17 protein-coding genes, 1 tRNA gene and 2 pseudogenes are annotated in these 23,732 nt (G+C 51.0%); 11 read left to right on the forward strand and 9 right to left on the reverse strand.

Annotated elements, in window-relative coordinates; all coding sequences use genetic code 11:
- Positions 1–63 precede the first annotated feature (63 nt).
- Together groL and AWR26_RS23385 are read right to left on the reverse strand one after the other, a co-directional pair.
- Entirely contained in the window at positions 64–1,710 is a 1,647-nt protein-coding gene (groL, locus tag AWR26_RS23380; protein WP_064568720.1) for a chaperonin GroEL, read from the reverse strand.
- Between the two features lie 39 nt (positions 1,711–1,749).
- Positions 1,750–2,043 carry a co-chaperone GroES gene (locus AWR26_RS23385; protein WP_064568721.1) on the reverse strand — a complete coding sequence of 98 codons (294 nt, stop codon included), beginning with the start codon at positions 2,041–2,043 and terminating at the stop codon, positions 1,750–1,752.
- Between the two features lie 253 nt (positions 2,044–2,296).
- Between AWR26_RS23385 and yjeH the strand changes: the two genes are divergently transcribed.
- Entirely contained in the window at positions 2,297–3,553 is a 1,257-nt protein-coding gene (gene yjeH / locus AWR26_RS23390; RefSeq protein ID WP_064568722.1) for an L-methionine/branched-chain amino acid transporter, read from the forward strand.
- Between the two features lie 30 nt (positions 3,554–3,583).
- Here yjeH and AWR26_RS23395 read toward each other — a convergent pair whose 3' ends face one another.
- The gene (locus AWR26_RS23395) at positions 3,584–4,054 is read right to left on the reverse strand and encodes an FxsA family protein (RefSeq protein ID WP_035886948.1); all 471 of its coding nucleotides are present in this window, start codon (positions 4,052–4,054) and stop codon (positions 3,584–3,586) included.
- 338 nt (positions 4,055–4,392) lie between these two features.
- Between AWR26_RS23395 and aspA the strand changes: the two genes are divergently transcribed.
- From aspA to AWR26_RS23440, 9 genes are all read left to right on the forward strand, one after another.
- Positions 4,393–5,829, forward strand: coding sequence for an aspartate ammonia-lyase (gene aspA, locus AWR26_RS23400; protein WP_007372704.1), 1,437 nt, complete (start codon positions 4,393–4,395; stop codon positions 5,827–5,829).
- Between the two features lie 113 nt (positions 5,830–5,942).
- On the forward strand, positions 5,943–7,244 hold the full coding sequence (locus AWR26_RS23405; RefSeq protein WP_064568723.1) for an anaerobic C4-dicarboxylate transporter: 1,302 nt from the start codon (positions 5,943–5,945) through the stop codon (positions 7,242–7,244).
- Positions 7,245–7,329: 85 nt separating this feature from the next.
- Entirely contained in the window at positions 7,330–7,653 is a 324-nt protein-coding gene (gene cutA / locus AWR26_RS23410; protein ID WP_064568724.1) for a divalent cation tolerance protein CutA, read from the forward strand.
- Positions 7,629–9,332, forward strand: coding sequence for a protein-disulfide reductase DsbD (locus AWR26_RS23415; protein ID WP_064568725.1), 1,704 nt, complete (start codon positions 7,629–7,631; stop codon positions 9,330–9,332). Before cutA ends, AWR26_RS23415 begins: the two co-directional genes overlap by 25 nt.
- Positions 9,333–9,379: 47 nt before the next feature.
- A complete protein-coding gene (locus AWR26_RS23420) occupies positions 9,380–9,955 on the forward strand; it encodes a transcriptional regulator (protein ID WP_064568726.1) in 576 nt (191 codons plus the stop codon).
- A 105-nt stretch (positions 9,956–10,060) separates the two neighbouring features.
- Positions 10,061–10,136, forward strand: a tRNA-Phe gene (locus AWR26_RS23425).
- Between the two features lie 463 nt (positions 10,137–10,599).
- The gene (locus AWR26_RS23430; RefSeq protein ID WP_064568727.1) at positions 10,600–12,882 is read left to right on the forward strand and encodes a type VI secretion system Vgr family protein; all 2,283 of its coding nucleotides are present in this window, start codon (positions 10,600–10,602) and stop codon (positions 12,880–12,882) included.
- A 15-nt stretch (positions 12,883–12,897) separates the two neighbouring features.
- Entirely contained in the window at positions 12,898–14,898 is a 2,001-nt protein-coding gene (locus tag AWR26_RS23435; RefSeq protein WP_064568728.1) for a DUF3289 family protein, read from the forward strand.
- A 4-nt stretch (positions 14,899–14,902) separates the two neighbouring features.
- A complete protein-coding gene (locus tag AWR26_RS23440; protein WP_064568729.1) occupies positions 14,903–15,388 on the forward strand; it encodes a hypothetical protein in 486 nt (161 codons plus the stop codon).
- 679 nt (positions 15,389–16,067) lie between these two features.
- On the opposite strand, the pseudogene AWR26_RS23445 reads toward AWR26_RS23440, so the two are convergent.
- Positions 16,068–17,011 (reverse strand): annotated as a pseudogene (locus AWR26_RS23445) (IS3 family transposase).
- Between the two features lie 159 nt (positions 17,012–17,170).
- On the opposite strand from AWR26_RS23445, the pseudogene AWR26_RS23450 reads away from it, so the two are divergent.
- Positions 17,171–17,263, forward strand: a pseudogene (locus AWR26_RS23450) (MbeD/MobD family mobilization/exclusion protein); the annotation flags it as partial.
- 284 nt (positions 17,264–17,547) lie between these two features.
- Here the strand turns inward: AWR26_RS23450 and AWR26_RS23455 are convergent.
- The 5 genes from AWR26_RS23455 to AWR26_RS23475 form a co-directional block, all read right to left on the reverse strand.
- Complete coding sequence (locus AWR26_RS23455) at positions 17,548–17,841, reverse strand: hypothetical protein (RefSeq protein WP_064568731.1); 294 nt, start codon at positions 17,839–17,841, stop codon at positions 17,548–17,550.
- Positions 17,842–18,316: 475 nt separating this feature from the next.
- Positions 18,317–18,862, reverse strand: a complete 546-nt coding sequence (locus AWR26_RS23460) for a hypothetical protein (RefSeq protein ID WP_064568732.1) — start codon at positions 18,860–18,862, stop codon at positions 18,317–18,319.
- Positions 18,863–18,982: 120 nt separating this feature from the next.
- Positions 18,983–19,519, reverse strand: a complete 537-nt coding sequence (locus tag AWR26_RS23465) for a hypothetical protein (protein ID WP_244256214.1) — start codon at positions 19,517–19,519, stop codon at positions 18,983–18,985.
- Complete coding sequence (locus AWR26_RS23470) at positions 19,516–21,225, reverse strand: LysM peptidoglycan-binding domain-containing protein (RefSeq protein ID WP_064568733.1); 1,710 nt, start codon at positions 21,223–21,225, stop codon at positions 19,516–19,518. The genes AWR26_RS23465 and AWR26_RS23470 overlap by 4 nt, the downstream gene beginning before the upstream one ends.
- Positions 21,225–23,570, reverse strand: coding sequence for a type VI secretion system Vgr family protein (locus AWR26_RS23475; protein WP_244256256.1), 2,346 nt, complete (start codon positions 23,568–23,570; stop codon positions 21,225–21,227). Before AWR26_RS23475 ends, AWR26_RS23470 begins: the two co-directional genes overlap by 1 nt.
- Positions 23,571–23,732 lie beyond the last annotated feature (162 nt).

A 23,732-nucleotide genomic window follows, 5' to 3' on the forward strand; every position in this document is an offset into this window, starting at 1 on the left:
GCAATGCCCGCTCTTTTTCGTTGAACCCGCGACAGGTCGCCCTGCTCGCGCGTCAGGCAGCAATTACATCATGCCGCCCATACCGCCCATGCCGCCCATACCGCCAGCCGCACCTAAATCAGGCGCATCGCTTTTCGGCAGGTCGGTTACCATGCATTCGGTAGTGATCATCAGGCCAGCAACGGACGCCGCATACTGCAGAGCAGAACGGGTCACTTTGGTCGGATCCAGGATACCCATGTCGATCATGTTGCCGTACTCTTCGGTCGCAGCGTTGTAACCGTAGTTGCCGTCGCCAGCTTTAACGGTGTTCGCCACTACAGACGGTTCTTCACCGCAGTTCAGCACGATCTGACGCAGCGGTGCTTCCATTGCGCGCAGCGCAACTTTGATACCGACGTTCTGGTCTTCGTTCTGGCCTTTCAGATCGGCAATTTTGCTTGCTACACGGATGAGCGCAACGCCGCCACCAGCAACCACGCCTTCTTCAACGGCAGCACGGGTCGCGTGCAGCGCATCTTCAACGCGTGCTTTTTTCTCTTTCATTTCAACTTCAGTTGCTGCGCCAACTTTGATAACGGCAACGCCGCCAGCCAGTTTAGCTACGCGTTCCTGCAGTTTTTCACGGTCGTAATCGGAAGTCGCTTCTTCGATCTGCTGACGAATCTGGGTTACGCGACCCTGAATTGCAGCTTCTTCACCCACGCCATCGATGATGGTAGTGGTGTCTTTGTTGATCACAACGCGTTTAGCCTGACCCAGATCTTCCAGGGTCGCTTTTTCCAGTTCCATACCGATTTCTTCAGAAATCACGGTACCACCGGTCAGGGTTGCAATGTCCTGCAGCATAGCTTTACGACGATCGCCGAAGCCCGGCGCTTTAACTGCAGCAACTTTCACGATGCCGCGCATGGTGTTAACCACCAGCGTTGCCAGCGCTTCGCCTTCAACGTCTTCAGCGATGATTACCAGCGGTTTGCCTGCTTTCGCAACGGCTTCCAGAACCGGCAGCATTTCGCGGATGTTGGAGACTTTTTTATCAGCCAGCAGGATGAACGGGCTTTCCAGTTCTACGGCACCAGTTTCCGGCTTGTTGATGAAGTAAGGAGACAGGTAACCGCGGTCGAACTGCATACCTTCAACCACGTCCAGTTCGTCCTGCAGGCCAGTACCGTCTTCAACGGTGATCACGCCTTCTTTACCCACTTTATCCATCGCTTCCGCAATCAGTTTACCCACGGTTTCGTCGGAGTTTGCGGAGATAGTACCTACCTGAGCGATAGCTTTAGAGTCAGAGCACGGTACGGACAGTGCTTTCAGCTCGTCAACCGCAGCAGCAACAGCTTTATCGATACCACGTTTCAGATCCATCGGGTTCATGCCCGCAGCAACGGCTTTCAGACCTTCAGTGATGATTGCCTGCGCCAGAACGGTTGCAGTGGTGGTACCGTCGCCCGCAGCGTCGTTCGCTTTGGAGGCCACTTCTTTCACCATCTGCGCGCCCATGTTTTCGAACTTGTCTTCCAGTTCGATTTCACGTGCTACGGAAACACCATCTTTGGTGATGGTCGGTGCACCGAAAGATTTATCCAGAACCACATTACGGCCTTTCGGGCCGAGGGTAACTTTCACTGCATCTGCCAGAACGTTTACGCCGCGCAGCATTTTTACACGGGCGTCGTTACCGAATTTTACGTCTTTAGCTGCCATTTTCTCTTTCCTTAAATTCGTTCAGGTTCGCGCGCGTTGTTACGCTTCAACAATTGCCAGGATGTCACTTTCGGACATGATCAGCACTTCTTCGTTGTCGATTTTTTCAGTTTTCACACCGTAACCTTCGTTGAAAATCACGGTATCGCCCACTTTCACGTCCAGTGGTTGAACAGTACCGTTTTCCAGGATGCGGCCCTTACCGACAGCGATGATTTCGCCACGAGTTGATTTACCTGCAGCAGAACCGGTCAGAACGATGCCGCCAGCAGATTTGGATTCAACTTCTTTACGTTTGACGATCACACGATCATGTAACGGACGAATACTCATTGATAGCTCTCCTTTGAGAAAGTCTTTATCAGTTATGGATGGCGCCGGGCCGCAAACGGTTCTCCGGCTGGTGACCTGAGAGATGGGGTTAGCTGTTTCACCCTTCAAGGGGGAACAACAAAAAAAATTTATGAAATCTGACTCACCCGCTAAACCAGGCTGATTCCCACCCTTGCTGGCAGGCGCTGGCGCAGCCATAAGTAAAACCGATTGTGATAACATCGGCGCAACCGACATTCGACAGACGAAGACAATGAGTGGATTAAAACAGGAGCTGGGGCTGGCGCAGGGCATTGGATTGTTATCAACGTCTTTACTCGGCACCGGCGTATTCGCCGTACCCGCGCTGGCAGCGCTGGCCGCTGGCAACAGCAGCCTGTGGGCATGGCCAGTGCTCATTTTACTGGTGTTTCCGGTAGCGATTGTGTTTGCGGCGCTTGGCCGTCATTTCCCCAGCGCGGGCGGCGTCGCCCACTTTGTCGGTCTGGCGTTCGGCCCACGGCTTGAGCGGGTTACCGGCTGGCTGTTTCTCTCGGTGATCCCGGTCGGTCTGCCGGCAGCCCTGCATATTGCGGCGGGCTTCTGGCAAGGCATGTTTGGCTGGCAAGGGCCGCTATTACTGATGGCTGAACTTGGCACGCTGGCGCTGATCTGGTTTATCGGTACGCGCGGCGCAGGTTCCAGCGCCAATTTACAGTCGCTTATCGCCGGGCTGATTGTGGCGTTAATCGTCGCTATCTGGTGGCGTGGCGGCATCACTTTCCGCGACATTCCTTTCCCGCCTCTGCCGCAAGTGTCGGTTTCCGCCATGTCGGCATCGCTGGCGGTAATGTTCTGGTGTTTTGTCGGCCTGGAGGCTTTCGCCCATCTGGCTTCGGAATTCAAAAACCCGGAGCGGGATTTCCCGCGTGCGCTGATGATTGGCCTGCTGCTGGCGGGTTCAGTCTACTGGGCCTGTACCGTGGTGGTGCTGCACTTTGATGTCTGGCGCACCCTTGGCGCAGCAGCATCGCTTCCGGCGATCGTCGTTGAACTGTTCGGTAAACAGGCGTTGTGGATAGCCTGCATTATTGGCTATCTGGCCTGCTTCGCCAGCCTGAACATTTATATCCAGAGCTTCGCCCGGCTGGTGTGGTCGCAGGCGGCATATAAACCCGAGAGCGCGCTGGCAAAGCTCTCTAAACGCCAGTTGCCAGTGAATGCGCTCAACGCCGTGCTGTTCTGCTGCATGGTGTGCACCATCGCCATCTACGCTTTCAGCATTAATCTGGATACGCTGATTATCTATGCCAACGGCATTTTCATCATGATCTACCTGCTGTGCATGCTGGCAGGTTGCCGCTTGCTGAAAGGGCGCTATAAAGCGCTGGCGATAGTCGGCAGCGCGCTGTGCCTGTTACTGCTGGTAATCCCGGGCTGGAAGAGTTTGTACGCGGTGATCATGCTGGCCGTGCTGTGGTTGTTGCTGCCGAAGCGCCGCACCACCACGATCCGCTCGATACAGCCATAAAAAAAAGCCCGGCGGTGCCGGGCATCAACATTAGCGGTCGTCTTTATTATCCAGCCGATTACGCTGATCGTCTTTGCGCTGATATTCGCCTTCAAAGGTCTGGCCCGCATCGCCTCCTGCCGAAAAACCGCCGCCTGGCATCCGCGAAAAGCGCAGATGCGGCATCAGCTTCAGCGTCAGGTGTTTTTGCACCGGCGGCAACAGCAGCAACAGGCCGAGGAAATCGGTAAAGAACCCCGGCAGCAGCAGCAACAGACCGGAAATGATCAGCGATACGCTTTTGATCATCTCCGCCGCCGGGCTTTCACCCGCCGCCATTTTTTGCTGCATCAGCATGAAATTCTTAAAGCCCTGGTTACGCACCAGCGACATGCCTATCACTGAGGTAAAGAGCACCAGAATGAGCGTCATCAGGACGCCAAAAACATGGGCAACCTGAATAAAGATCGATATCTCGATGTAGACGTATAAGAAAAAAGCAATAAACGGTATCCAGCGCACTGGCTTCTCCTGTGAAAAAAACAGACGCCCTGTGGCGTCTGTCAGTAAGGGTTTGCGAATCGCATAGTCCTGAGATGGCGGCAGATCGAAAAAATTCAATTTCCGCCGCGATGTAAAGTTTTGTCTGTTACGAAGCGGTGACACATTTCACATATTATTAATAATGATGCATTCACAAGGATAATAAGTGATCGAGATTACGGCATTTGGTCATAGCCAGCATATAATCTCGGGTATCCGGCCGATTAAGGGCATAATCGTCGGTCGAAAAAGACACATATCCACATAAATACTGTGTGTTTGGTGTATTCATTCGTAGCTTGCAAAAGAAGGTTCACATGTTAAACAACATTCGTATCGAAGAAGATTTGTTGGGTACCAGGGAAGTGCCAGCGGATGCCTATTATGGCGTGCATACTCTGAGAGCGATTGAAAACTTTTATATCAGCAACAGCAAAATCAGTGACATCCCTGAATTTGTCCGTGGCATGGTAATGGTAAAAAAAGCGGCTGCCCTGGCGAACAAAGAGCTGCAAACCATTCCTAAAAATATCGCGAACGCTATCGTTGCCGCATGTGATGAGGTCCTGAACAATGGCAAATGCATGGATCAATTCCCGGTAGATGTTTATCAGGGCGGCGCGGGTACTTCCGTCAACATGAACACCAACGAAGTGCTGGCCAACATTGGGCTTGAACTGATGGGCCACCAGAAAGGCGACTACCAGTTCCTCAACCCGAACGATCATGTCAACAAATGCCAGTCCACGAACGATGCCTACCCTACCGGGTTCCGCATCGCGGTCTATGCCTCCATCGTTAAGTTGATTGATGCCATCAAACAACTCGGTGAAGGTTTTGAAAACAAAGCCGTGGAGTTCAAGGATATCCTGAAAATGGGCCGTACCCAGTTGCAGGACGCGGTACCGATGACCCTCGGTCAGGAATTCCACGCCTTCAATGTGCTGCTGAATGAAGAGACCAAAAACCTGCTGCGCACCGCAGAACTGCTGCTGGAAGTGAACCTCGGCGCTACCGCCATCGGTACTCGCCTCAACACGCCGGACGGCTATCAGCAACTGGCGGTGCAGAAACTGGCGGAAGTGAGTAACCTGCCGGTCGTTCCGGCGGAAGATCTGATTGAAGCCACCTCCGACTGCGGCGCGTACGTGATGGTACACAGTTCACTGAAACGTCTGGCGGTGAAACTCTCCAAAATTTGTAATGACCTGCGTCTGCTCTCCTCCGGGCCGCGCGCCGGGCTGAATGAGATCAACCTGCCGGAGTTGCAGGCGGGTTCGTCTATCATGCCAGCCAAAGTCAACCCGGTAGTGCCGGAAGTGGTGAATCAGGTGTGCTTTAAAGTGATCGGCAACGATACCACCGTCACCATGGCCTCCGAAGCGGGCCAGTTGCAGTTGAACGTGATGGAGCCGGTAATTGGCCAGGCCATGTTTGAGTCGATCCATATTCTCACCAACGCCTGCTACAACCTGCTGGAAAAATGCGTCAACGGCATCACGGCCAACAAAGAAGTGTGTGAAGGTTATGTTTATAACTCTATCGGCATCGTGACCTACCTCAACCCGTTTATCGGCCATCACAACGGCGATATCGTCGGCAAGATTTGCGCCGAAACGGGGAAAAGCGTGCGGGAAGTGGTTTTGGAGCGCGGACTGCTGACCGAAGCGGAACTGGATGATATATTTTCCGCGCAAAACTTAATGCATCCGGCCTATAAAGCAAAACGTTATACCGATGAAAGTGAACAATAAATTCAGCACGTAAATACATAAAAGGCACGTCACTCGCGACGTGCCTTTTTTCTTATGGATAGTAACTAAAATATAACGATTCGATATCACTTAGTTAAACAAGGAAGCCAATTATGTTTGCAGCAGAGCTTGTCCTCGTCTTATTAGCCATCTACCTCGGCGCCCGGCTTGGCGGTATCGGTATTGGGTTTGCGGGTGGCCTTGGCGTTCTTGTCCTGACCCTGTTCTTCCAAATCCCGCCTGGCGCCATTCCCTTCGACGTCATCGAAATCATCATGGCCGTTATTGCCGCTATCGCCGCAATGCAAGTGGCGGGCGGCATGGATTACCTGGTGAGCCTGGCTGAACGCATGCTGCGTAGCCACCCGAAGTACATCACCTTTCTTGCGCCGCTGGTCACCTGGTTTATGACAATCCTTGCCGGAACCGGGCACACCGCCTTCTCGACGCTGCCGGTGATTACCGAAGTGGCGAAAGAGCAAGGTATTCGCCCATCGCGTCCGCTGTCGATTGCCGTAGTCGCCTCACAAATCGCCATTACGGCCTCGCCTATTTCTGCCGCGGTGGTCTTTTTTGCCGGTATCCTCGAACCGCTGGGCGTCAGTTACCTGACGCTGCTGGCGATCTGTATTCCTGTCACGCTGATTGCCGTGATGATCACCGCCGTGGTGTGTAATTTCCTCGGCTGCGAGCTGAAAGACGATCCGGTATACCAGGAGCGTCTGGCGAAAGGTGAAGTGAAGCTGCGCGGTAGCCAGGTATTTGAACTGAAACCCCACGCTAAGCGTTCGGTGCTGCTGTTCCTGATTGGCATCGTGGCGGTGATGCTGTACGCCACTGCAATCAGCCCAACCGTAGGGCTGATTGCTCATCCGGTACTGCCGCGTAACGAAGCGATTGTGGTGTTTATGCTGACCATCGCCACGCTGATTTGCCTGACCTGCAAAATCGACACCGGCGAAGTGCTGAACGCCAGTACATTTAAATCGGGTATGAGCGCCTGTATCTGCGTGTTGGGCGTTGCCTGGCTGGGTGATACGTTTGTGAAGCACCATATTGAAGATATCCAGGTGGTGGCCGGTGACTTATTGCATAACTATCCGTGGCTGCTGGCCGTGGTACTGTTTTTCGCCGCGACACTGCTCTACTCGCAGGCGGCAACCACTAAAGCACTGATGCCCGCCGCGCTGCTGCTGGGTGTTTCGCCGCTGACCGCCGTTGCATCGTTCGCGGCAGTTTCCGCGCTGTTTGTGCTGCCCACTTACCCCACGCTGCTGGCGGCGGTTGAGATGGACGATACCGGTTCAACGCGCATCGGCAAGTTCGTGTTTAACCACCCGTTCCTCATCCCAGGCGTGATCGCTATTGCCCTGTGCGTCATTCTGGGCTTCATCTTTGGCGGTATCCTGTTGTAAAAGTCCTTAAAATCGGGTCGCCTTGCGGCCCGATCCTTTTCCTTCGCGTGGTATAGTCGGTACTTTCGCTGCTACGAGGTTGACGATGAACACGCCTGATGCCGTTGTTGTACTCTGCACTGCCCCGGATGAAGCCACTGCCCAGGATCTGGCCGCCAAAGTGCTGGCCGATAAGCTTGCCGCCTGTGTCACTCTTCTGCCGGGCGCGACATCGCTCTATTACTGGGAAGGTAAACTGGAGCAGGAGTACGAAGTTCAGCTCCTGCTGAAAACTGACGTCGCGCATCTGGAAGATCTTTTCGCCTGTATTAAATCGCACCACCCGTACCAGACCCCGGAATTACTGGCTTTGCCCGTTACCCACGGAGATTACGATTACCTCTCATGGCTCAACGCATCTTTACGCTGATCCTGCTGCTGTGCAGCACAACCGCTTTTGCCGGATTATTCGACGCGCCTGGTCGCTCCAGTTTTGTCCCTGCCGATCAAGCGTTTGTTTTTGATTTTCAGCAACATCAGCACAATCTTACGCTCAACTGGCAGGTGAAAGAGGGTTACTACCTTTACCGCCAACAGATTCGCGTCACCCCGAATCAGGCCCGCATTGGCACGCTGGCATTGCCAGACGGGGAGATGCATGAAGATGAGTTCTACGGCAAAACCGAGATCTACCGCCAGCAACTCACGCTGCCGCTTGACGTTACGCAGGCGACGAAAGGCGCGACGCTGACGGTGACTTATCAGGGCTGCGCCGATGCCGGGTTCTGCTATCCGCCGGAAACCAAAGTCGTGCCGTTGATGGAGGTTGCCGCCGCACAATCCACTGCGCCAGCGCCCGCCGAAAAGCCGGTTACCGCAAACGACACGCCTGCAGCCTCACTGCCTTTTTCCGCACTCTGGGCGCTGCTTATCGGTATTGGCATCGCGTTTACCCCTTGTGTGTTGCCGATGTATCCGCTGATTTCCGGCATTGTGCTGGGCGGCAAACAGCGCCTGTCCACCCCGCGTGCGCTGCTGCTGGCGTTTATCTACGTACAGGGAATGGCGCTGACGTACACCGCGCTGGGGCTGATTGTCGCCGCTGCCGGATTATCGTTTCAGGCGGCATTACAACATCCTTACGTGCTGATTGGGCTCTCTGTGCTCTTTAGCCTGTTGGCGCTGTCGATGTTCGGCCTGTTTACCCTGCAACTGCCGTCCGCACTGCAAACCCGTTTAACGCTGTGGAGTAACCGCCAGCAGGGCGGATCGCCTGGCGGCGTGTTCGCCATGGGCGCAATCGCCGGGCTGATTTGTTCACCCTGCACTACCGCGCCGCTGAGCGCCATTCTGCTCTATATTGCCCAGAGTGGTAATTTGTGGCTCGGCGGCGGCACCCTTTATCTGTATGCGCTGGGCATGGGTTTACCCCTGATACTGGTCACGGTGTTTGGCAACCGGCTGCTGCCGAAAAGCGGGCCATGGATGGAGCAGGTCAAAATCGCCTTTGGTTTTGTCATCCTCGCCCTGCCCGTCTTTCTGCTGGAGCGCGTACTGGGTGATACATGGGGATTACGGCTCTGGTCGCTGCTGGGTCTGGCGTTTTTTTCCTGGGCGTTCATTTCCAGCCTCAACGTGACGCGCCCGGTAATACGTGTCGTGCAAATTGCCCTGCTCGGCGCTGCGCTGGTGTGTGCTCGTCCGTTGCAGGACTGGGCGTTTGGCGCGCCCACTGTACAGACGCATTCGCCGCTGGCGTTTACCGCGATCCAGACCGTGGATGATCTGAACAAGGCGCTGGCGCAGGCAAAAGGTCGCCCGGTAATGCTGGATCTTTATGCGGATTGGTGCGTAGCCTGTAAAGAGTTCGAGAAGTACACCTTCAGTGACCCGCAAGTGCAGGCGGCGCTGAAAGAGAGCGTGTTATTGCAGGCCAACGTGACGGCGAACAACGCGCAGGATGCCGCGCTGCTGCGCCAGTTGAATGTGCTTGGTCTGCCGACGATCCTCTTTTTCGACGCGCAAGGCGTCGAACAGCCCGCCGACCGGGTGACCGGTTTTATGGATGCGGCAACCTTTGCCGCGCATTTGCGCAATCGCACCCTATAAACAACACTGTTTGGGGGAGCTCGCTTCAGATAACGGAGGAGAACACCGTGCAACGCGAAGACGTTTTGAGCCAGACTTTGCAATTACTTGAGCTAAAAGGGATTGCCGAAACCACCCTTGAAATGGTTGCCGATCGCATCGACTATCCCCTCAATGAGCTGCGCCGCTTCTGGCCGGATAAAGAAGCCCTGCTCTATGATGCGCTGCGTTATCTGAGCCAGCAGATTGATGCCTGGCGCAGACAGCTGTTGCTGGATGAGACGCTGACTCATGAGCAGAAGCTGCTGGCGCGCTACGGCGCGTTGACTGAATGCGTCAGCAACAACCGCTATCCCGGCTGTTTGTTTATCGCCGCATGTACGTTCTTTCCCGATCCTGGACACCCAATCCATCAACTGGCGGATCAGCAAAAGCGCGATGCTTACGACTTTACGCACCAGGTGCTGACGCAGCTGGAAGTTGACGATCCGGCGATGGTGGCGAAGCAGATGGAACTGGTGCTGGAAGGGTGTCTGAGCCGGATGCTGGTTAAGCGCAGCCAGGCCGATGTCGATACGGCGCAGCGGCTGGCAGAAGATATTCTGCGTTTCGCCTGCTGCCGCCAGGGCGGCGCGTTAACCTGATTTCGCTGCGCAATCGCGCTGATTGCCGCAAACTTGAGCAACTGGATAGCATTTTTAGAAATAAGGTTGACGCCTTAAGACGATTAGGGTTTAATGCGCCCCGTTGCCCGGATAGCTCAGTCGGTAGAGCAGGGGATTGAAAATCCCCGTGTCCTTGGTTCGATTCCGAGTCCGGGCACCACTATTTAAAGAACCCAGCCTATGGCTGGGTTTTTGCTTTTCTGCTTCCGGACTCTCCATCGAACTTCGTTCGATTATTCGCCGCAAGCGGCTCACCCCTTCGGGGCCAGCGCGACAAGCGCGCTGTTCAACGCCTGACGGCGTTAGTCCGAGTCCGGGCACCACTTCTTCAGAGAACCCGCCCAAAAGGCGGGTTTTTGCTTGCTGGGGTTCCGGTAGATTTGTGGGCGTGATGACCGCAGATGCTACAACTCAATTATTCCATCCAGTCTTGGCATTGCCCTTTAGTGATGTCCTGCCCCTCCGGTCTCGCTACCATCGTTTTACAGGCGGCAATATTCTGATTTTCAGAGTGTTAATCAAAAAATCATTGTCTGGTGGTGCATATAAAAGACAATAACCCACATTTATTTTGCGTGTTAACAGGCTGTGGCTTGCTCTTCACCCCGGAAGGTGTCCCGTTAATGGATTTAACTGCACTCGCCCTGAATAAATCTTTATCGCTCTACAGGCTGGATATTAATGACAGCACGGTTACTGCTGATGTGCTGAGATTCAGAGGCCGGGAGGCCCTGAGCCAGCCTTTCTCGTGGCATATCGAGTTCACCACGCCGCAGACCGTGCAGGGTGAAAGTGTTCTGATGAAATATGCCAGCTTCGACATGAACGGACGTAAAGCCGTTCACGGTATGATTACCGCTTTCGAATGGCTCTCCACCAGCGCCGACCAGTCTCATTACGCCATTACTCTTGAATCCCGCCTTGCCCTGCTCTCCCACTCCCGCCACTGTGCCGTTTTTCAGAATCTGTCGGTACCGGAGGTGGTGGAACAGGTGCTGCGTACTCACGGGCTGGAGGGGCCGGATTTTGAATTCCGCCTATCCCGTGCCTATCCGTGCCGTGAAGTCATCACTCAATGGCGCGAAACTGACCTCGAATTTATCCAGCGACTGCTGGCCGAAGTGGGCATCTGGTTCCGTTTTGAAATGAACGACACAACAGAACTGGACGTTGTTATTTTTGGTGATACCCAGCTTCAGTATGTGTTTGATGTCAGACTGCCATACCGGGAGCCCCCGGGTCTTTCGGCGGAAGAGTGTGTCTGGGGAGTGCGCACATGGCACAACGTGGTACCAGGCGGGGTGTATGCAAACTACCGTACCGCCACCACGCCTATGTATGCCAGAGTCTCCGTGCGCAGTGATGCGGTGACAGCAGGTGAGCATTACCGTTACGGTGAAACATACCTGGAAGACGGTGACGGTACTGATCCGGAGCCCGCCACTGAGAGCGGCGCATTCTATGCGCGAATTCATCACGAACGCGAACTGAATAGGTCAGCCCGGATTCATCTCTTCAGCAACGCCCCCCACCTGACGCCCGGGCGGGTACTGGAACCACAGGGTAATATCATTACTGAGCTGAAAGAGGGTGTCATTATGACGCTGGTGACGTTTATTGGCTCGCGTGACTCCCGTCTGCATGTCTCAGTTTGGGGACAGCCCTATACTGAGCGCTGGTGCTTTCGCCCGGACTGCCCTGAACGCCCTCAAATTCACGGCACGCTTCCCGCCCGCATTGAGAGCCGGGAAAAAGGCGACATCTTTGCCCATTCTGATGAGCATGGACGTTATCGTGTAAAGCTGGATTTTGACCGCAGGGACAGTAAACAGGGCCACGGTTATTTGTGGCTACGGATGGCAAAACCGTATGCCGGTGATATGTACGGCTGGCACACACCACTAACTGACGGAACTGAAGTCGTCATTGCATTCAGCAACGGCGATATTGACCTGCCCTATATTTCTCATGCCATGCATGACTCTGAACATGCCGATATTGTAACCCGTGATAACCGCAGCCAGAACATTCTGCGCACCGCTGGCGGGAATGAACTGCGGATGGAAGACCTGCGCGGTGAGGAGCATATTGCGCTGACCACCCCGTATGGCGCTTCACAGCTTAATCAGGGACATATCACTGACGGACAGGGCAAACCGCGAGGCTCCGGCTTTGAATTGCGCACCGATGAATACGGTGTAATTCGGGTGGCAAAAGGGCTGTTCGTCACCGCCGAGGGTCAGGCTAAAGCTGCTGGCGATGTGCTGGATATGGAAACCGCCCTGCGGGAAATTGAAATCTGCCGGCATCAGTTACAGGCTCTGGCTGCAGCCGCGGAACAGGCGCAGTCGCTGGAAGCGGATATTGCCAGCCAGATTGCGATGTTTAATGAACGACTGAAGCCGCTTAACGGGATGATTCACTTTCATGGTCCGGAGGGTGTGGCGTTTACCAGCGGTGAGCACATGCAGATGACCGCCGCGCAGAACGTGGCCTTCAATGCAGGCGGCGATATCAGTATCGGCGCGATGGGCAACACCTCGATACTGGCTGGGGAAAGCGTCGGGGTGTTTGCCAGAACAGGTTCGCTGAGCCTGAACGCCAGCGAAGGCCCGGTGCAGATACAGGCGCAGAACGGGGAAATGCACCTGAGCGCCGGGCAGAAGCTGAGCCTGATAGCGATGGGCGACATGCTGTTCGCGGGAAAGAAAAAAGTGACGCTGATTGGTGGCGGGAGCTACCTCATCCTCCAGGACGGGAAGACAGAGTACGGCACGAGTTCGACCTGTACGCGAAAGATTAAGCGGTCGGTTGTAACAGGAACCACAACGATGTCCGTGGATTTACCCTCTCACAACAAAGTGGCAGATCAGCCTCCGGCTCTGAACACGTTTTCATTTTCATAAGCAAGGAATGCCCTGATGCACATTTCACCGCCCATTCTGTTTCCCCGCCAGAATAATGAAGAGTATGCCGCCTGGGTCATGCGAACGATGCCTGTCGACCCGCGTCGTGGTTTTCCGGTAAATGGTGTTGGATCCTGGCACGGTGGCATTCATATTCCCCACACCGATACCGGCGCGTTAGCCAATCCGCTGAGGGCCGTTGCTGATGGTGTGGTGGTTTATGCCAGCTATCCTGCGCCCACGGATAAACGTGATACAAAACCGCTGAATTACGACGGCGCAACGGATAACGGGTGTGTACTTATCCGTCATGAAATGCTCATTGGTGAAGAGCCGGTGTCATACGTGTTTTATTCGCTGACCATGCACATGAAGCAGGTACGCTCCGAAATTCAGGATAAAGTGGGGGTCGCCGTCAGACGGGGCCAGGTCATTGGCACCACCGGGATGGTCAGCGGGCAAAACGCGTACCATTTTCAGCTGTGCTGCTCTTCCGACATGCTGAAGATGCTGGGTGGTCGCGACCATGGCAATCTGGATGTCAGCGCGCCGGGCAGAACGAAACCTGTTTATGGCCGTCGTTATTTCCTTCTTCCGGACGGGACCGCCATTTATGAGGGAAGCACGCCTTACGGGCTGTCAGCATCTCCATGCTGCGTTACCACCGAATCACTCTATATCATCCATGAAGGCGCTAAAACCCGGACGCTGCATAAGGTCGGTGATGATTACCAGCCTGTTGGCGAAACAGTTCTTGCCGTTGATTACATCTGCGAACCCACACCGGCAGTCAGCGGACATAAAACCTACAGCGAGTGGGTACGTGTGGTATACCCTGGCGGCGAAGGATGGGTGGATGTTTCATCCCCGGCGGTGAAGACCTGGACGGATGCCGATTTCCCCGACTGGGCGGGCTGGACTCTTGTTAACGACGACATCACGCCAGACGGTCAGTGCAATTCAGCAACAATAAAAAAAGCGCTGAAAAAACAGAATACCGATTTTACGCCATTTATCTGTAAATTCCCGCTGGAGTGGGACTTCGCAACATTTGATACCCGCTTTTCCTGGCTGAAAGCGCCCAACGACTCGCTGCCTGAGCCCATGAGCGAGGAGAGTTACACGGCGCTGAAGGAGCACGCGAAGGCGCTGTCATTCTTCGATAAACTCCCCGTGGATACCCAGCAGGAGTTAACCGGTCTGGTCTGGCATTTCGACCCGCGCGGCCTGATGATCCAGCTCCAGAAAGCAGAACGTCGGCTCATCTATAGTACGAAAAATAAGATGAATGATTTTACAACTGACGATATGCGTTATGGCGACTTATCCAAAGAGCAGATACTGGCGCAGGGGAAGCTGAACCGGATTAACGTGTTTGGTGAGGAGTTAAAGGTTAATTTTTTTGACTTCACCAAAACGGTGGATGAACACTTTGCCAGCATGGACAGTATGGCCTACTGGACTGCATGGGGAGAATATGCACCGCTCATCAGGATCATGATTGATAAATTCAGAAAGAATGAAGGCGGCGTGTTACGCCATGAGCTGTTGAATAAGGCATTTCTGGAGCATGGAACCACAAAAGAATGTGTGGGTACAATAAAAAAAATCATACAAAAAATATTCCATAAGAATGAATATAACATCTTAAAAGGTAATGATATTAATAAAATAACATTAGACATTGCAGAGCAAGTTATTCTGCCAAAATTTACTGATTTGGATTGGTTCAATGGACTGGGTATAACTATCCATGATACATATTCAACGAAGATATATCTTGATGATTTCGAGATTATAGAAACTGATACTGGTGTATTTCACCGTAAGAGTTTCAAAGCACGGTTAACGTTTCAGATTCAGGATCATTTCGGACTAGATATTGCTGATGTGAATGGGAAAGCTTTTGAGCTCCTCCCCTGGTTTTGCTCTTGGTTCATTCTTCAGCGCTACAGGAATTATGGCTTCAAACCCTTTATTAATGAATCAAACTTCAGTATTTGGATAGAAGGATAATAGAATGAAAACGTTAAACGCAATTGTCATTATATTTATTTTTAGTGCGCTTTATATATTATATGCACTCTATCTACGGCAAGGAAAAATAAATAAAGTCTATCAGCACACAGAACACAGTGAAATTTGGGGTAAGTATTGCAAGTCTACTGTTATCTTAGTCGATGATGCGCCTATTTCCCATTATGCTCAAGAAAAACTCTGGCAAAAAAACAGCAAGAAAATTATCGAGAAATGGAATCCTTTTACAGATGAGTGTGATGATATTCTTTTCGTTAAAAACAACATTGGACATATAAAGCGTAGTGGAGATGTTAAATTTTGGATAGCCGATGATGCAATTTGCTTAAACGGCTCAATTGGAGGATGTATTTCATGGGGAGACCGTTTATTTTATATTGGGCTAAGGGAATCTGTTTTAGGTAGTGATATCATAGGAGAAGTTAACGGCAAACCAATCTACATTCGATTCATTGACCAGAGAAACTAACCCGTCTGTCATCACCAGACATAAATTTACTCGACAATAAAAGGAATAATTTATAACCATGCTAACTTTTTCGAAAATACTATTTTTTCTATCTCAGTTATATATTTCCTTGGCTTCGTTTTTTTTCATAACAGGATATGTACTTAAAGATCCAATGCAAAACTATCTGTACTTAATTTACGCATTAACCTTACCCATTGTTTCTGTAGTGTTTTTTACTTTGTGTTGTTGCATAGCAATGATAAGAAAGAAGATTACATTAGGCATCATTAACATAATAAACTTCATCGTGCTTTTTCTTTTGTTTTTATTTAAAGTGGTAGTTTAATGAAGAACATATTCATAAATACCATCGCCTATTGTTACGAGCGAGTTTTCTCAGCATGCTTTGTATTGCCAGTAACTGTCAGAACTCCCGGTATATTTACCGTAATATCCCGTAACTTTGTCGTCCCAGAGATCTTCGCCTTTTTGACCCTGACCCGAAATCCAGCCCCATTCAGGTACAGAACCATTTTGCAGATTTTTCCAACATCGCTTCATATTCCTGACATAAAGCCTGATTTCCTTTATTACATTGCGATGATACTTCATTTTCAATTTATCACCTCGCCACATATTCCCTCACCTTAGGGGATAATGAGCTATCCCCTAGTGCCATCGTGTAAGCGCACCCGTTTTAGTTCCACGTACTTTTTGAGATGTCCGGAGTTTCAGTCATCAGCCGGTACTCTTCCGGCGTCAGGTTATTCAGGGATTCATGGGGCCGTTCGCTGTTATATTCAGCCAGCCAGCGTCAGCGAGACCAGTTCCGGGCCGTTATCCATCCGCAATTTCAGCGGATAACCCCGGTTTGCCACGATCCTGTCCAGCCCCCTGACCACCCGCTGTGCCGGGATATTCAGATCGATTTCTGGTGCGAGGGCCTCGCGGTTAAAGTCATCCACCACATTGAAGGTCCGGAAGTGTCTGCCGCAGACCAGCGCATCGTGCATAAAATCGATGGACCAGCTCTGGTTCATCCCCTCCGGCGTAGCCAGCGGCGCCGGATTACGTACCGGCAGGCGCTGTTTTCCCTTACGGAGAAAATTCAGTTTCAGCAGGCAGTAAATACGGTGAACTATTTTATGGTTCCAGCTATTGCCCTGCCTGCGAAGTACCTGAAAAAGCTTTTTAAATCCGGATCGCGGATAGCGTTCAGCCGCCACGGTCAGCGCCAACCGGCTCATCACGTCGCGTATCCGGCTGATAACGAAATACCGTCCTGCTCAGCGGCAATGTCCTGCAGGCCTGGCGTAAGCTCATGGCAAACTGCACGATCAGATAGCTGACCAGTTCACGCTTTATCGCTGGTTTTAAAGCTTTTTTTTCGATGACGTCTTTCAGTGCCCGGCATTCATGGCTGAGATCAGCAAACATCTGTTTGAGGCGCCGGTTTTCATCCTCCAGATCTTTCATCTTTTTGATATCAGAGGCTTCCATCCCGCCAAAGTTCGCTTTCCAGTTGTAATAGCTGGCTTCCGAGATACCGGCTTCGCGGCAGACATCCTTGACGGTACGTCCGGCTTCGACGGACTTCAGAACGGCAATGATCTGGTGTTCGGTGAATCGGGCTTTACGCATGGTGATCTCCTCAGGGGACATAATGAGTATGTCGGAAGATCTCTAAAAGTGAATGGTTCGTTTATGAGGGATACTTACAAATCAATCCCTTACACATTCGGATCGGTTAAATAATGCGTTGAATGTGCAAAAATTCCCCATATCCAAACTCACCCCCGTATGCAACGGGAGAACACGGCGCTGAGCGAGCGCGTCACGGGTTTGAGCAGGCAGGTGCAAAGTTTAAGCGAGCAATCGCGCTGGTTGTCGTGAGGCCGAACGACATTGAGGCGAACCGGAAGCTGGGGCGCTCACAGTCTAACGGTCCGTCGCTGTCATAAAGCGAGGCTTTCAGCCGGTATTTTGCTGAAAGCCTGAGCTATTGCTATTTTATTTTACGTGTAATTTATAGTTTATTAGACCTATCAGAATCCCAGTCAAAAGTACTTTAATTGAGTTTTTTACCGTCAAGAAATCCTCGACAGTAAAATAGTCAATTAAAAATAATGCTAAAGTTATTAGCAACGTGTTTAAAACGGCTTTCTTTACCAATTTAATTACCACCAGCAGGTCAATCCGTAAGTGAAAGCCGCTCCTGCTGCGCCTGACGCTGCCCCGGCAATCCATCCTGGCACCATTCCGATTCCCGGCACTACTACGGCTCCGGTCATCGAACCGAGCACACCGGCTGCTATTGCAGATTTGAACATATCCGTAGTCAGATCTTTTACATTACATTGAGCAAATTTTGCAGTCATAACCTGTGCAATCTCAAGGTTAACAGCTAATCTGTAAGACTCCGCTCCGGCCCCAGAGAGAGAACTTGCTTCTGAAACATCTAACAATCTCATAAAAAATTCCTTTTGATTTTTGAGACTGTATAAATATCGCAATGGTATATCCCTCTTTGTGACAAAGAAATCATATATTTTTTTATCGTAATTTTACGATCATTAGAATTGGTACGGGCGCGAACCAGCTTTATTGGGTTCTGTTGTAAGTACACCCATTTTATTTCCACGCACTTTTAAGACCCCGACCATAATTTGCCCCAGCCCTAAAATCAGCATAATGCTAAATCAGAGATCGTCGCTTTTTTAACTCTGACCCGAAATCCTGCGCTATTCAGATACAGAATCACTCTGCAGTTTTTCCCACCATCAATTCATGCTCCTGACATAAAGCCTGACTCCCTTTATTACATTGCGATAATATTTTATTTTCAATTCATCGTCACACCATATATACCCCCAAACCCTGGGGGATAATGAGCTATCCCCTGGCGACATCGGACATCTAACACCAAATAAGAATTCCGACAATAAATCATTCGTTTCCCTCAGTCTCGAAACCATCATCAATCATCGTCACGCGACCATTTTCATATTTGAATCGGGAACCATCATCAAAAGAAATCACAGAGTTTTTTTGCCCCCACGACACCCATCTTAAAGGGGCATCATAATTCGCAGGTGGGTAAAACTCGTTTGAAATCACAACTTCTTTACCAGAAAAATCAAAAAGTCTATAGGCTCTGTATCGATACAAATCTCCATACCTGGGGTCGGTTGTTATATATTGCGGGGTGTTTAAAACGTAATAAATAATCAGTTTGCTAATATTATTCTTATTATCCAGAACCCGTCCTTCGCCGACGACATCCTCGCCAATTTGGTTACTATCATTTTTAAAAATCTCGCTCCCATTAAGTAAAATGCGAGATTGCTTGTCTTTTACCCCTTTACCCCAAATATATTCTAGTTTGCCTAAAGTTGTAGTAGAGCACTTTGTTGAATCTGCCGGACATTTTTCAAAGGCATATGATGAGGAGGATATCAATATCATCCCTGCAATTATAGATCGTAAAGCCATTACTTGGTGTCTCCTTTTACTTTTCCTATTACAGTCTCTAAACCGTCAGACTCTTTTTTTGTAGCCTCTATTTCGGACAATAAAAATTGATGATATTCAAATAAGAATTCCGACAATAAATCATTCACTTTCCCCAGTCTCGGAACCATCATCAATCATCGTCACGTGACCACTTTCATATTTGAAACGGGAACCATCTTTAAAGGCAATTACAGCATTTTTTTTACCCCATGATGCCCAGTCAATATCAATATTCCAAACTTCATGTGGATAAAACTCATTTGAAATAACAACTTCTTCACCCGAAAAATCAAAAATTCGATAAGCTCTATATAAATAAAGGTCTTTGGTTATCTGTCTCGGTTCATTGAGATCATAATAAACAACAAATTTACTCATATCTCCCATTCCCTTATCGTCAGAATAAAACCATCCATCTTGATCCCATCCAATCTGACTGCTGTCATTTTTAAATATTTCTATTCCATTCAATAAAATACGTGATTGTTTATCTTTTATTTCTTGCCCCCAAATATATTCTAATGTTCCTAGCCGTGTGTAATCACATTTTGTTGCGCTAGCTGGGCATTTCCCAAATGCATATGACGCTGTAGTTACCAACATAAGGAGTACAGCTACAGCACGTGAAATCATCATTTTTCACCTTCCTTTATTTTCTCTATCACATTTTCTAAACCACTTGACTCTTGTTTTACTGTGAACTCTATTTTCGGACAATAAAAGCTTTTAAGATTGATGCTCTTATCAATGTAATCAGATAACCACATACGATGCCCTTTTATATAACTACCGCCATTATCTGGGATGTTTGCATACCAAGCAGCCTTTTTCCCTCCAACCTGCGCCACCAGTAATTTATGTGCACTTTCCTCTGTAATGGTTTTTCTGATAAACCGTTTTGCATCGCCCAGCCCCAGATGGTGGGTCAGATAAAAGATCTTCGCCTTTTCTGCATCGTTCAGGCTTTCCACGTTGTAGCCTGCTGCCTGTAACTTAGCGAGGTTATACAGCCCGTAATCCACCGCCGCCATAATGATAAACTCAGGTTCAAAACGTAAATTAAGCCATTCCTGAAGCGCTTTTGTTGCATGAGGAGGATAAGGCGTTACCCCTCTGAGTAATCGGTTATCGATAATCTGCTGCTTTGTCCACCACGTATCCGGCGCTATCTCAAACATCGGCAGAATAATTTGCTGGTGGGTTTTCGGGTGATATTCAATATTGTTCAGCGCATCCCGCTTTGGCTTATCTGCCAGTACGCCACGAACTCTTGCCTGCTCATTCAAATAAGTCCCTTCGCGAAAGGTTTCATCAAGCCATGTGGCATTTAAAAACTGCGTCATCCCTGCGGCTGAACTGGCGTAAACCACAACGCCTTCGGCTGATTCTCCCTGTTGCTCTTTTAATGCCTTCGCGGCTTTTGTTTTCTCCCGGCTTATTGCCACTGAATCTTTATTCCAGACACCTTTAATCTGAGCAGACTCAGCATTAATTACCGCCGCAATACTCTGCGGAATAATCCCGCTGCGTTCTGATGCGGCTATTATCTGATCCCAATAACACAGATTTGCCCCTAACTGGAGATCATACCGGTTTGGACAAGTATGATTGATCTGAATAACGGGATTGCCCTTGCTGTCCCGTCCACTGACAACCGTGTTGACAGGATGTTTATCAAGATCAATACGGCCTGCGCGGTCTTTAATGGGTTGAGTCACGCCCTTTACCCGTACTTTCGGGCTGGTCAGTCTGATATCGCTTTTCCCTTCTGACGGTACAAATCTTGCCACCTCCTTAATACCGTGGACGCCGTTGACAAATACGCGGATCTCTTCCGCTTTTGCCATGACGTAATCCTGAATCCGGCCCAGTTCATCCGTCACCGATTCAAGCACATCGCCCGCCGCCGACTCGATTCTGACCTTAAACTTTTGCAGCGGTTTTTCTATCAGGTCCTCAAAGGCAAAGGAGAGTGTGCAGGAGGTATCAGCTTGTGCTGCCAGACTGTCGATCTCCGTCTGATTCATGCGGTACTGACGAACGGGGAGTTTCAGCACCTGCCCCGGAAAAATCAGCGACGGATTGCGAAGATGGTTCAGCTTCGCCAGCTCTTTTACGGTGCAGTCATGCTCCTGCGCTATTTCACTGAGCGAATCCCCAGGCTGTACCGTCACCTCGGTTGCAGACGGGTTGAGCGATACGGTGCTGTCCAGCGTCAGGGGTTTTTCCTGCGGGTCAACCACGCAGCGCCAGGCTGCTGACCAGCCCAGCAGGCCATCAAATTTACGGGGCGTCACATCCGCTTCCGGAAATATCGTTACGTAATTGTCTTCCCTGGCCATTATTCTTGCTCCTCCGGCATAAATTTAAATACAGGCGCACTCTCTGCCTCGCAGTCCTTGCCGCTGGTAACAGCAATAAACTGTTTGGGGGCGTTCCCCATCGCGGGCAAGTCAAGCGGCATGGCTACAGGGGCGCTAAGCCCGGAGTGTTTAACCTTGCGGATATACGTCCCCGTTGTACCGCATTCAATTTTTCCTTCCTCTAACTTCAGGTAACTGCCGCCGCCATTCAGCGTGATGCGCTTCTTACCCTGAAAGAGGATTTCACTCAGACTGGTTATTCTCACTGTTTGCTCTGCGCTCAGGTGCATGTTGCCGCCCTGTGCCTGGAACTGGACCAGACCTTCACTGGCAATAATGCTGAGTGTTCCTGTACGGGCAAACAGACCGATTTTATCGCCAGCCAGCGCAGCCACATTACCCATCGCGCCGATACTGATATCGCCGCCCGCATTCATGACAATGTTGTCTGCCGCTGCCAACTGCATATGCTCACCGCTGGTAAACGCCATGCCCTCCGGACCATGAAAGTGAATCATCCCGTTAAGCGGCTTCAGTCGTTCATTAAACATCGCAATCTGGCTGGCAATATCCGCTTCCAGCGCCTGCACCTGTTCCGCAGCAGCAGCCAGGGCCTGTAACTGATGCCGGCAGATTTCAATTTCCCGCAGGGCGGTTTCCATATCCAGCACATCGCCAGCAGCTTTAGCCTGACCCTCGGCGGTGACGAACAGCCCTTTTGCCACCCGAATTACACCGTATTCATCGGTGCGCAATTCAAAGCCGGAGCCTCGCGGTTTGCCCTGTCCGTCAGTGATATGTCCCTGATTAAGCTGTGAAGCGCCATACGGGGTGGTCAGCGCAATATGTTCCTCACCGCGCAGGTCTTCCATCCGCAGTTCATTTCCGCCAGCGGTGCGCAGAATGTTCTGGGTGCGGTTATCACGGGTAACGATGTCAGCGTGTTCCGAATCATGGAAGGCCAACGCAATATATGGGCGGTCCGGGTTGCCATCGTGGAACGCCACTCCCACTTCCGTCCCGTCTGTCAGGGGCATATGCCAGCCATACTTATCTCCGGCAAACGGCTTCATCATACGTAACCATGGATAAGCAAATCCCGGTTCACACTCTTCCAGATTGAAGTCCATCCGTACCCGGTAACGCCCGGTTTCATCCAGATACGCGTAAGGATTGTTTCTGTCACGACTTTCCACCCGGCCCGGAATCGTACCGTGAATCCCGGGACGAGGAATTTCAGCAGGGCGGAAACAATATTCTTCCCGATACGGCATTCCCCATACCGACACATACAGGCGGGTGTCTCGCGAACCGCGATACGATGTAAAGGCGACAAGCACCCCGTCTTTAAGGTCGTGCAGCTTTGCACCAACGGGGTCAAACACTCTCCCCGGGCTCAACCAGTAAGCGTTGCTGAACAGGTGAAGGTAAGCGGATTGATTCAGCTCGCGCTCGTGGCGAATGCGTGCATAAAAGGCTCCACTTTCAGTTGCAGGCTCTGGGTCGGAATCATCTCCGGCGTTGAGATAAGGTTCTGTATAACGGTAATGCTCGCCTGTCATTACGGCTGGAGAATGCACTGAGACAGCAGCATCCATTGGATCCAGTGCTGTACGAGGATTGTAATCACGGGCCGAAACTTTCTCCGTCACCACGTGATGCCATGTGCGCACACCCCAGCAGCAGAGCTCCGCACCATCATACAAGCCGGAAGGTTCATGGTATGGCAGGGCACCGTTAAAGATATAGTGGAGCTGGCTGTCGCCGAAGACCGTAACATCCAGATCTGTGGCGTTGTTTATCTCCTGACGGAACCAGATACCCACGTCAGACAGAATGCGCTGAATAAACTGCAGGTCGGTTTCACGCCACTGGGTTATCAGTTCACGAACCGGATAATGCCGGGAAAGCGTAAACGCAAAATCCGCCCCCTCCAGCCCGTGAGAACGCAACACCTGCGCCACCACTTCAGGTACAGAAAGGTTCTGGTAAATAGCGCAGCGACGGGAGCGGGAAAGCAGAGCAAGGCGTGATTCCAGAGTAACGGCGTAATGAGACTGGTCAGCACTGGTGGAGAGCCATTCAAGACCGGTAATGATGCCATGCACCACTTTGCAGCCTTGCATATGGAAACTGGCGTATTTCAGCAATACGTCCTCTCCCTGAACAACCCGTGGCGTGGTGAATTCAATACGCCATGAAAAGGGTTGACTCAGCGCTTCTGTTCCCCTGAACCGTAAGACATCCGGTCTGACGGCGCTGTCATTAATATCCAGCGTGTAACGGGATAAGGAACCTTTCCCGGTGAATGCAGACTGATCCATCAGCATGCTTTATCCTTAATGAAGTAAACTCCCGGTGATAAACCCACCACTTTACTAAGGGTATTGTCCTTTAATTAACCAGCACACACAAGTAATCAGTTACTTACACATTTCAATAATACGTGGCAGCGCCTTTTATCATCAGACCGGCAATCAGAAATA

Source organism: Kosakonia oryzae (assembly GCF_001658025.2).
Classification (GTDB): domain Bacteria; phylum Pseudomonadota; class Gammaproteobacteria; order Enterobacterales; family Enterobacteriaceae; genus Kosakonia; species Kosakonia oryzae.

What these genes read in the sequence shown, in the direction of transcription:
- groL (WP_064568720.1), bottom strand. Translation starts at nt 1,710, where the DNA reads ATGGCAGCTAAAGACGTAAAATTCGGTAACGACGCCCGTGTAAAAATG.
- AWR26_RS23385 (WP_064568721.1), bottom strand. Translation starts at nt 2,043, where the DNA reads ATGAGTATTCGTCCGTTACATGATCGTGTGATCGTCAAACGTAAAGAA.
- yjeH (WP_064568722.1), top strand. Translation starts at nt 2,297, where the DNA reads ATGAGTGGATTAAAACAGGAGCTGGGGCTGGCGCAGGGCATTGGATTG.
- aspA (WP_007372704.1), top strand. Translation starts at nt 4,393, where the DNA reads ATGTTAAACAACATTCGTATCGAAGAAGATTTGTTGGGTACCAGGGAA.
- AWR26_RS23405 (WP_064568723.1), top strand. Translation starts at nt 5,943, where the DNA reads ATGTTTGCAGCAGAGCTTGTCCTCGTCTTATTAGCCATCTACCTCGGC.
- cutA (WP_064568724.1), top strand. Translation starts at nt 7,330, where the DNA reads ATGAACACGCCTGATGCCGTTGTTGTACTCTGCACTGCCCCGGATGAA.
- AWR26_RS23415 (WP_064568725.1), top strand. Translation starts at nt 7,629, where the DNA reads ATGGCTCAACGCATCTTTACGCTGATCCTGCTGCTGTGCAGCACAACC.
- AWR26_RS23430 (WP_064568727.1), top strand. Translation starts at nt 10,600, where the DNA reads ATGGATTTAACTGCACTCGCCCTGAATAAATCTTTATCGCTCTACAGG.
- AWR26_RS23435 (WP_064568728.1), top strand. Translation starts at nt 12,898, where the DNA reads ATGCACATTTCACCGCCCATTCTGTTTCCCCGCCAGAATAATGAAGAG.
- AWR26_RS23440 (WP_064568729.1), top strand. Translation starts at nt 14,903, where the DNA reads ATGAAAACGTTAAACGCAATTGTCATTATATTTATTTTTAGTGCGCTT.
- AWR26_RS23455 (WP_064568731.1), bottom strand. Translation starts at nt 17,841, where the DNA reads ATGAGATTGTTAGATGTTTCAGAAGCAAGTTCTCTCTCTGGGGCCGGA.
- AWR26_RS23460 (WP_064568732.1), bottom strand. Translation starts at nt 18,862, where the DNA reads ATGGCTTTACGATCTATAATTGCAGGGATGATATTGATATCCTCCTCA.
- AWR26_RS23465 (WP_244256214.1), bottom strand. Translation starts at nt 19,519, where the DNA reads ATGATGATTTCACGTGCTGTAGCTGTACTCCTTATGTTGGTAACTACA.
- AWR26_RS23470 (WP_064568733.1), bottom strand. Translation starts at nt 21,225, where the DNA reads ATGGCCAGGGAAGACAATTACGTAACGATATTTCCGGAAGCGGATGTG.
- AWR26_RS23475 (WP_244256256.1), bottom strand. Translation starts at nt 23,570, where the DNA reads ATGGATCAGTCTGCATTCACCGGGAAAGGTTCCTTATCCCGTTACACG.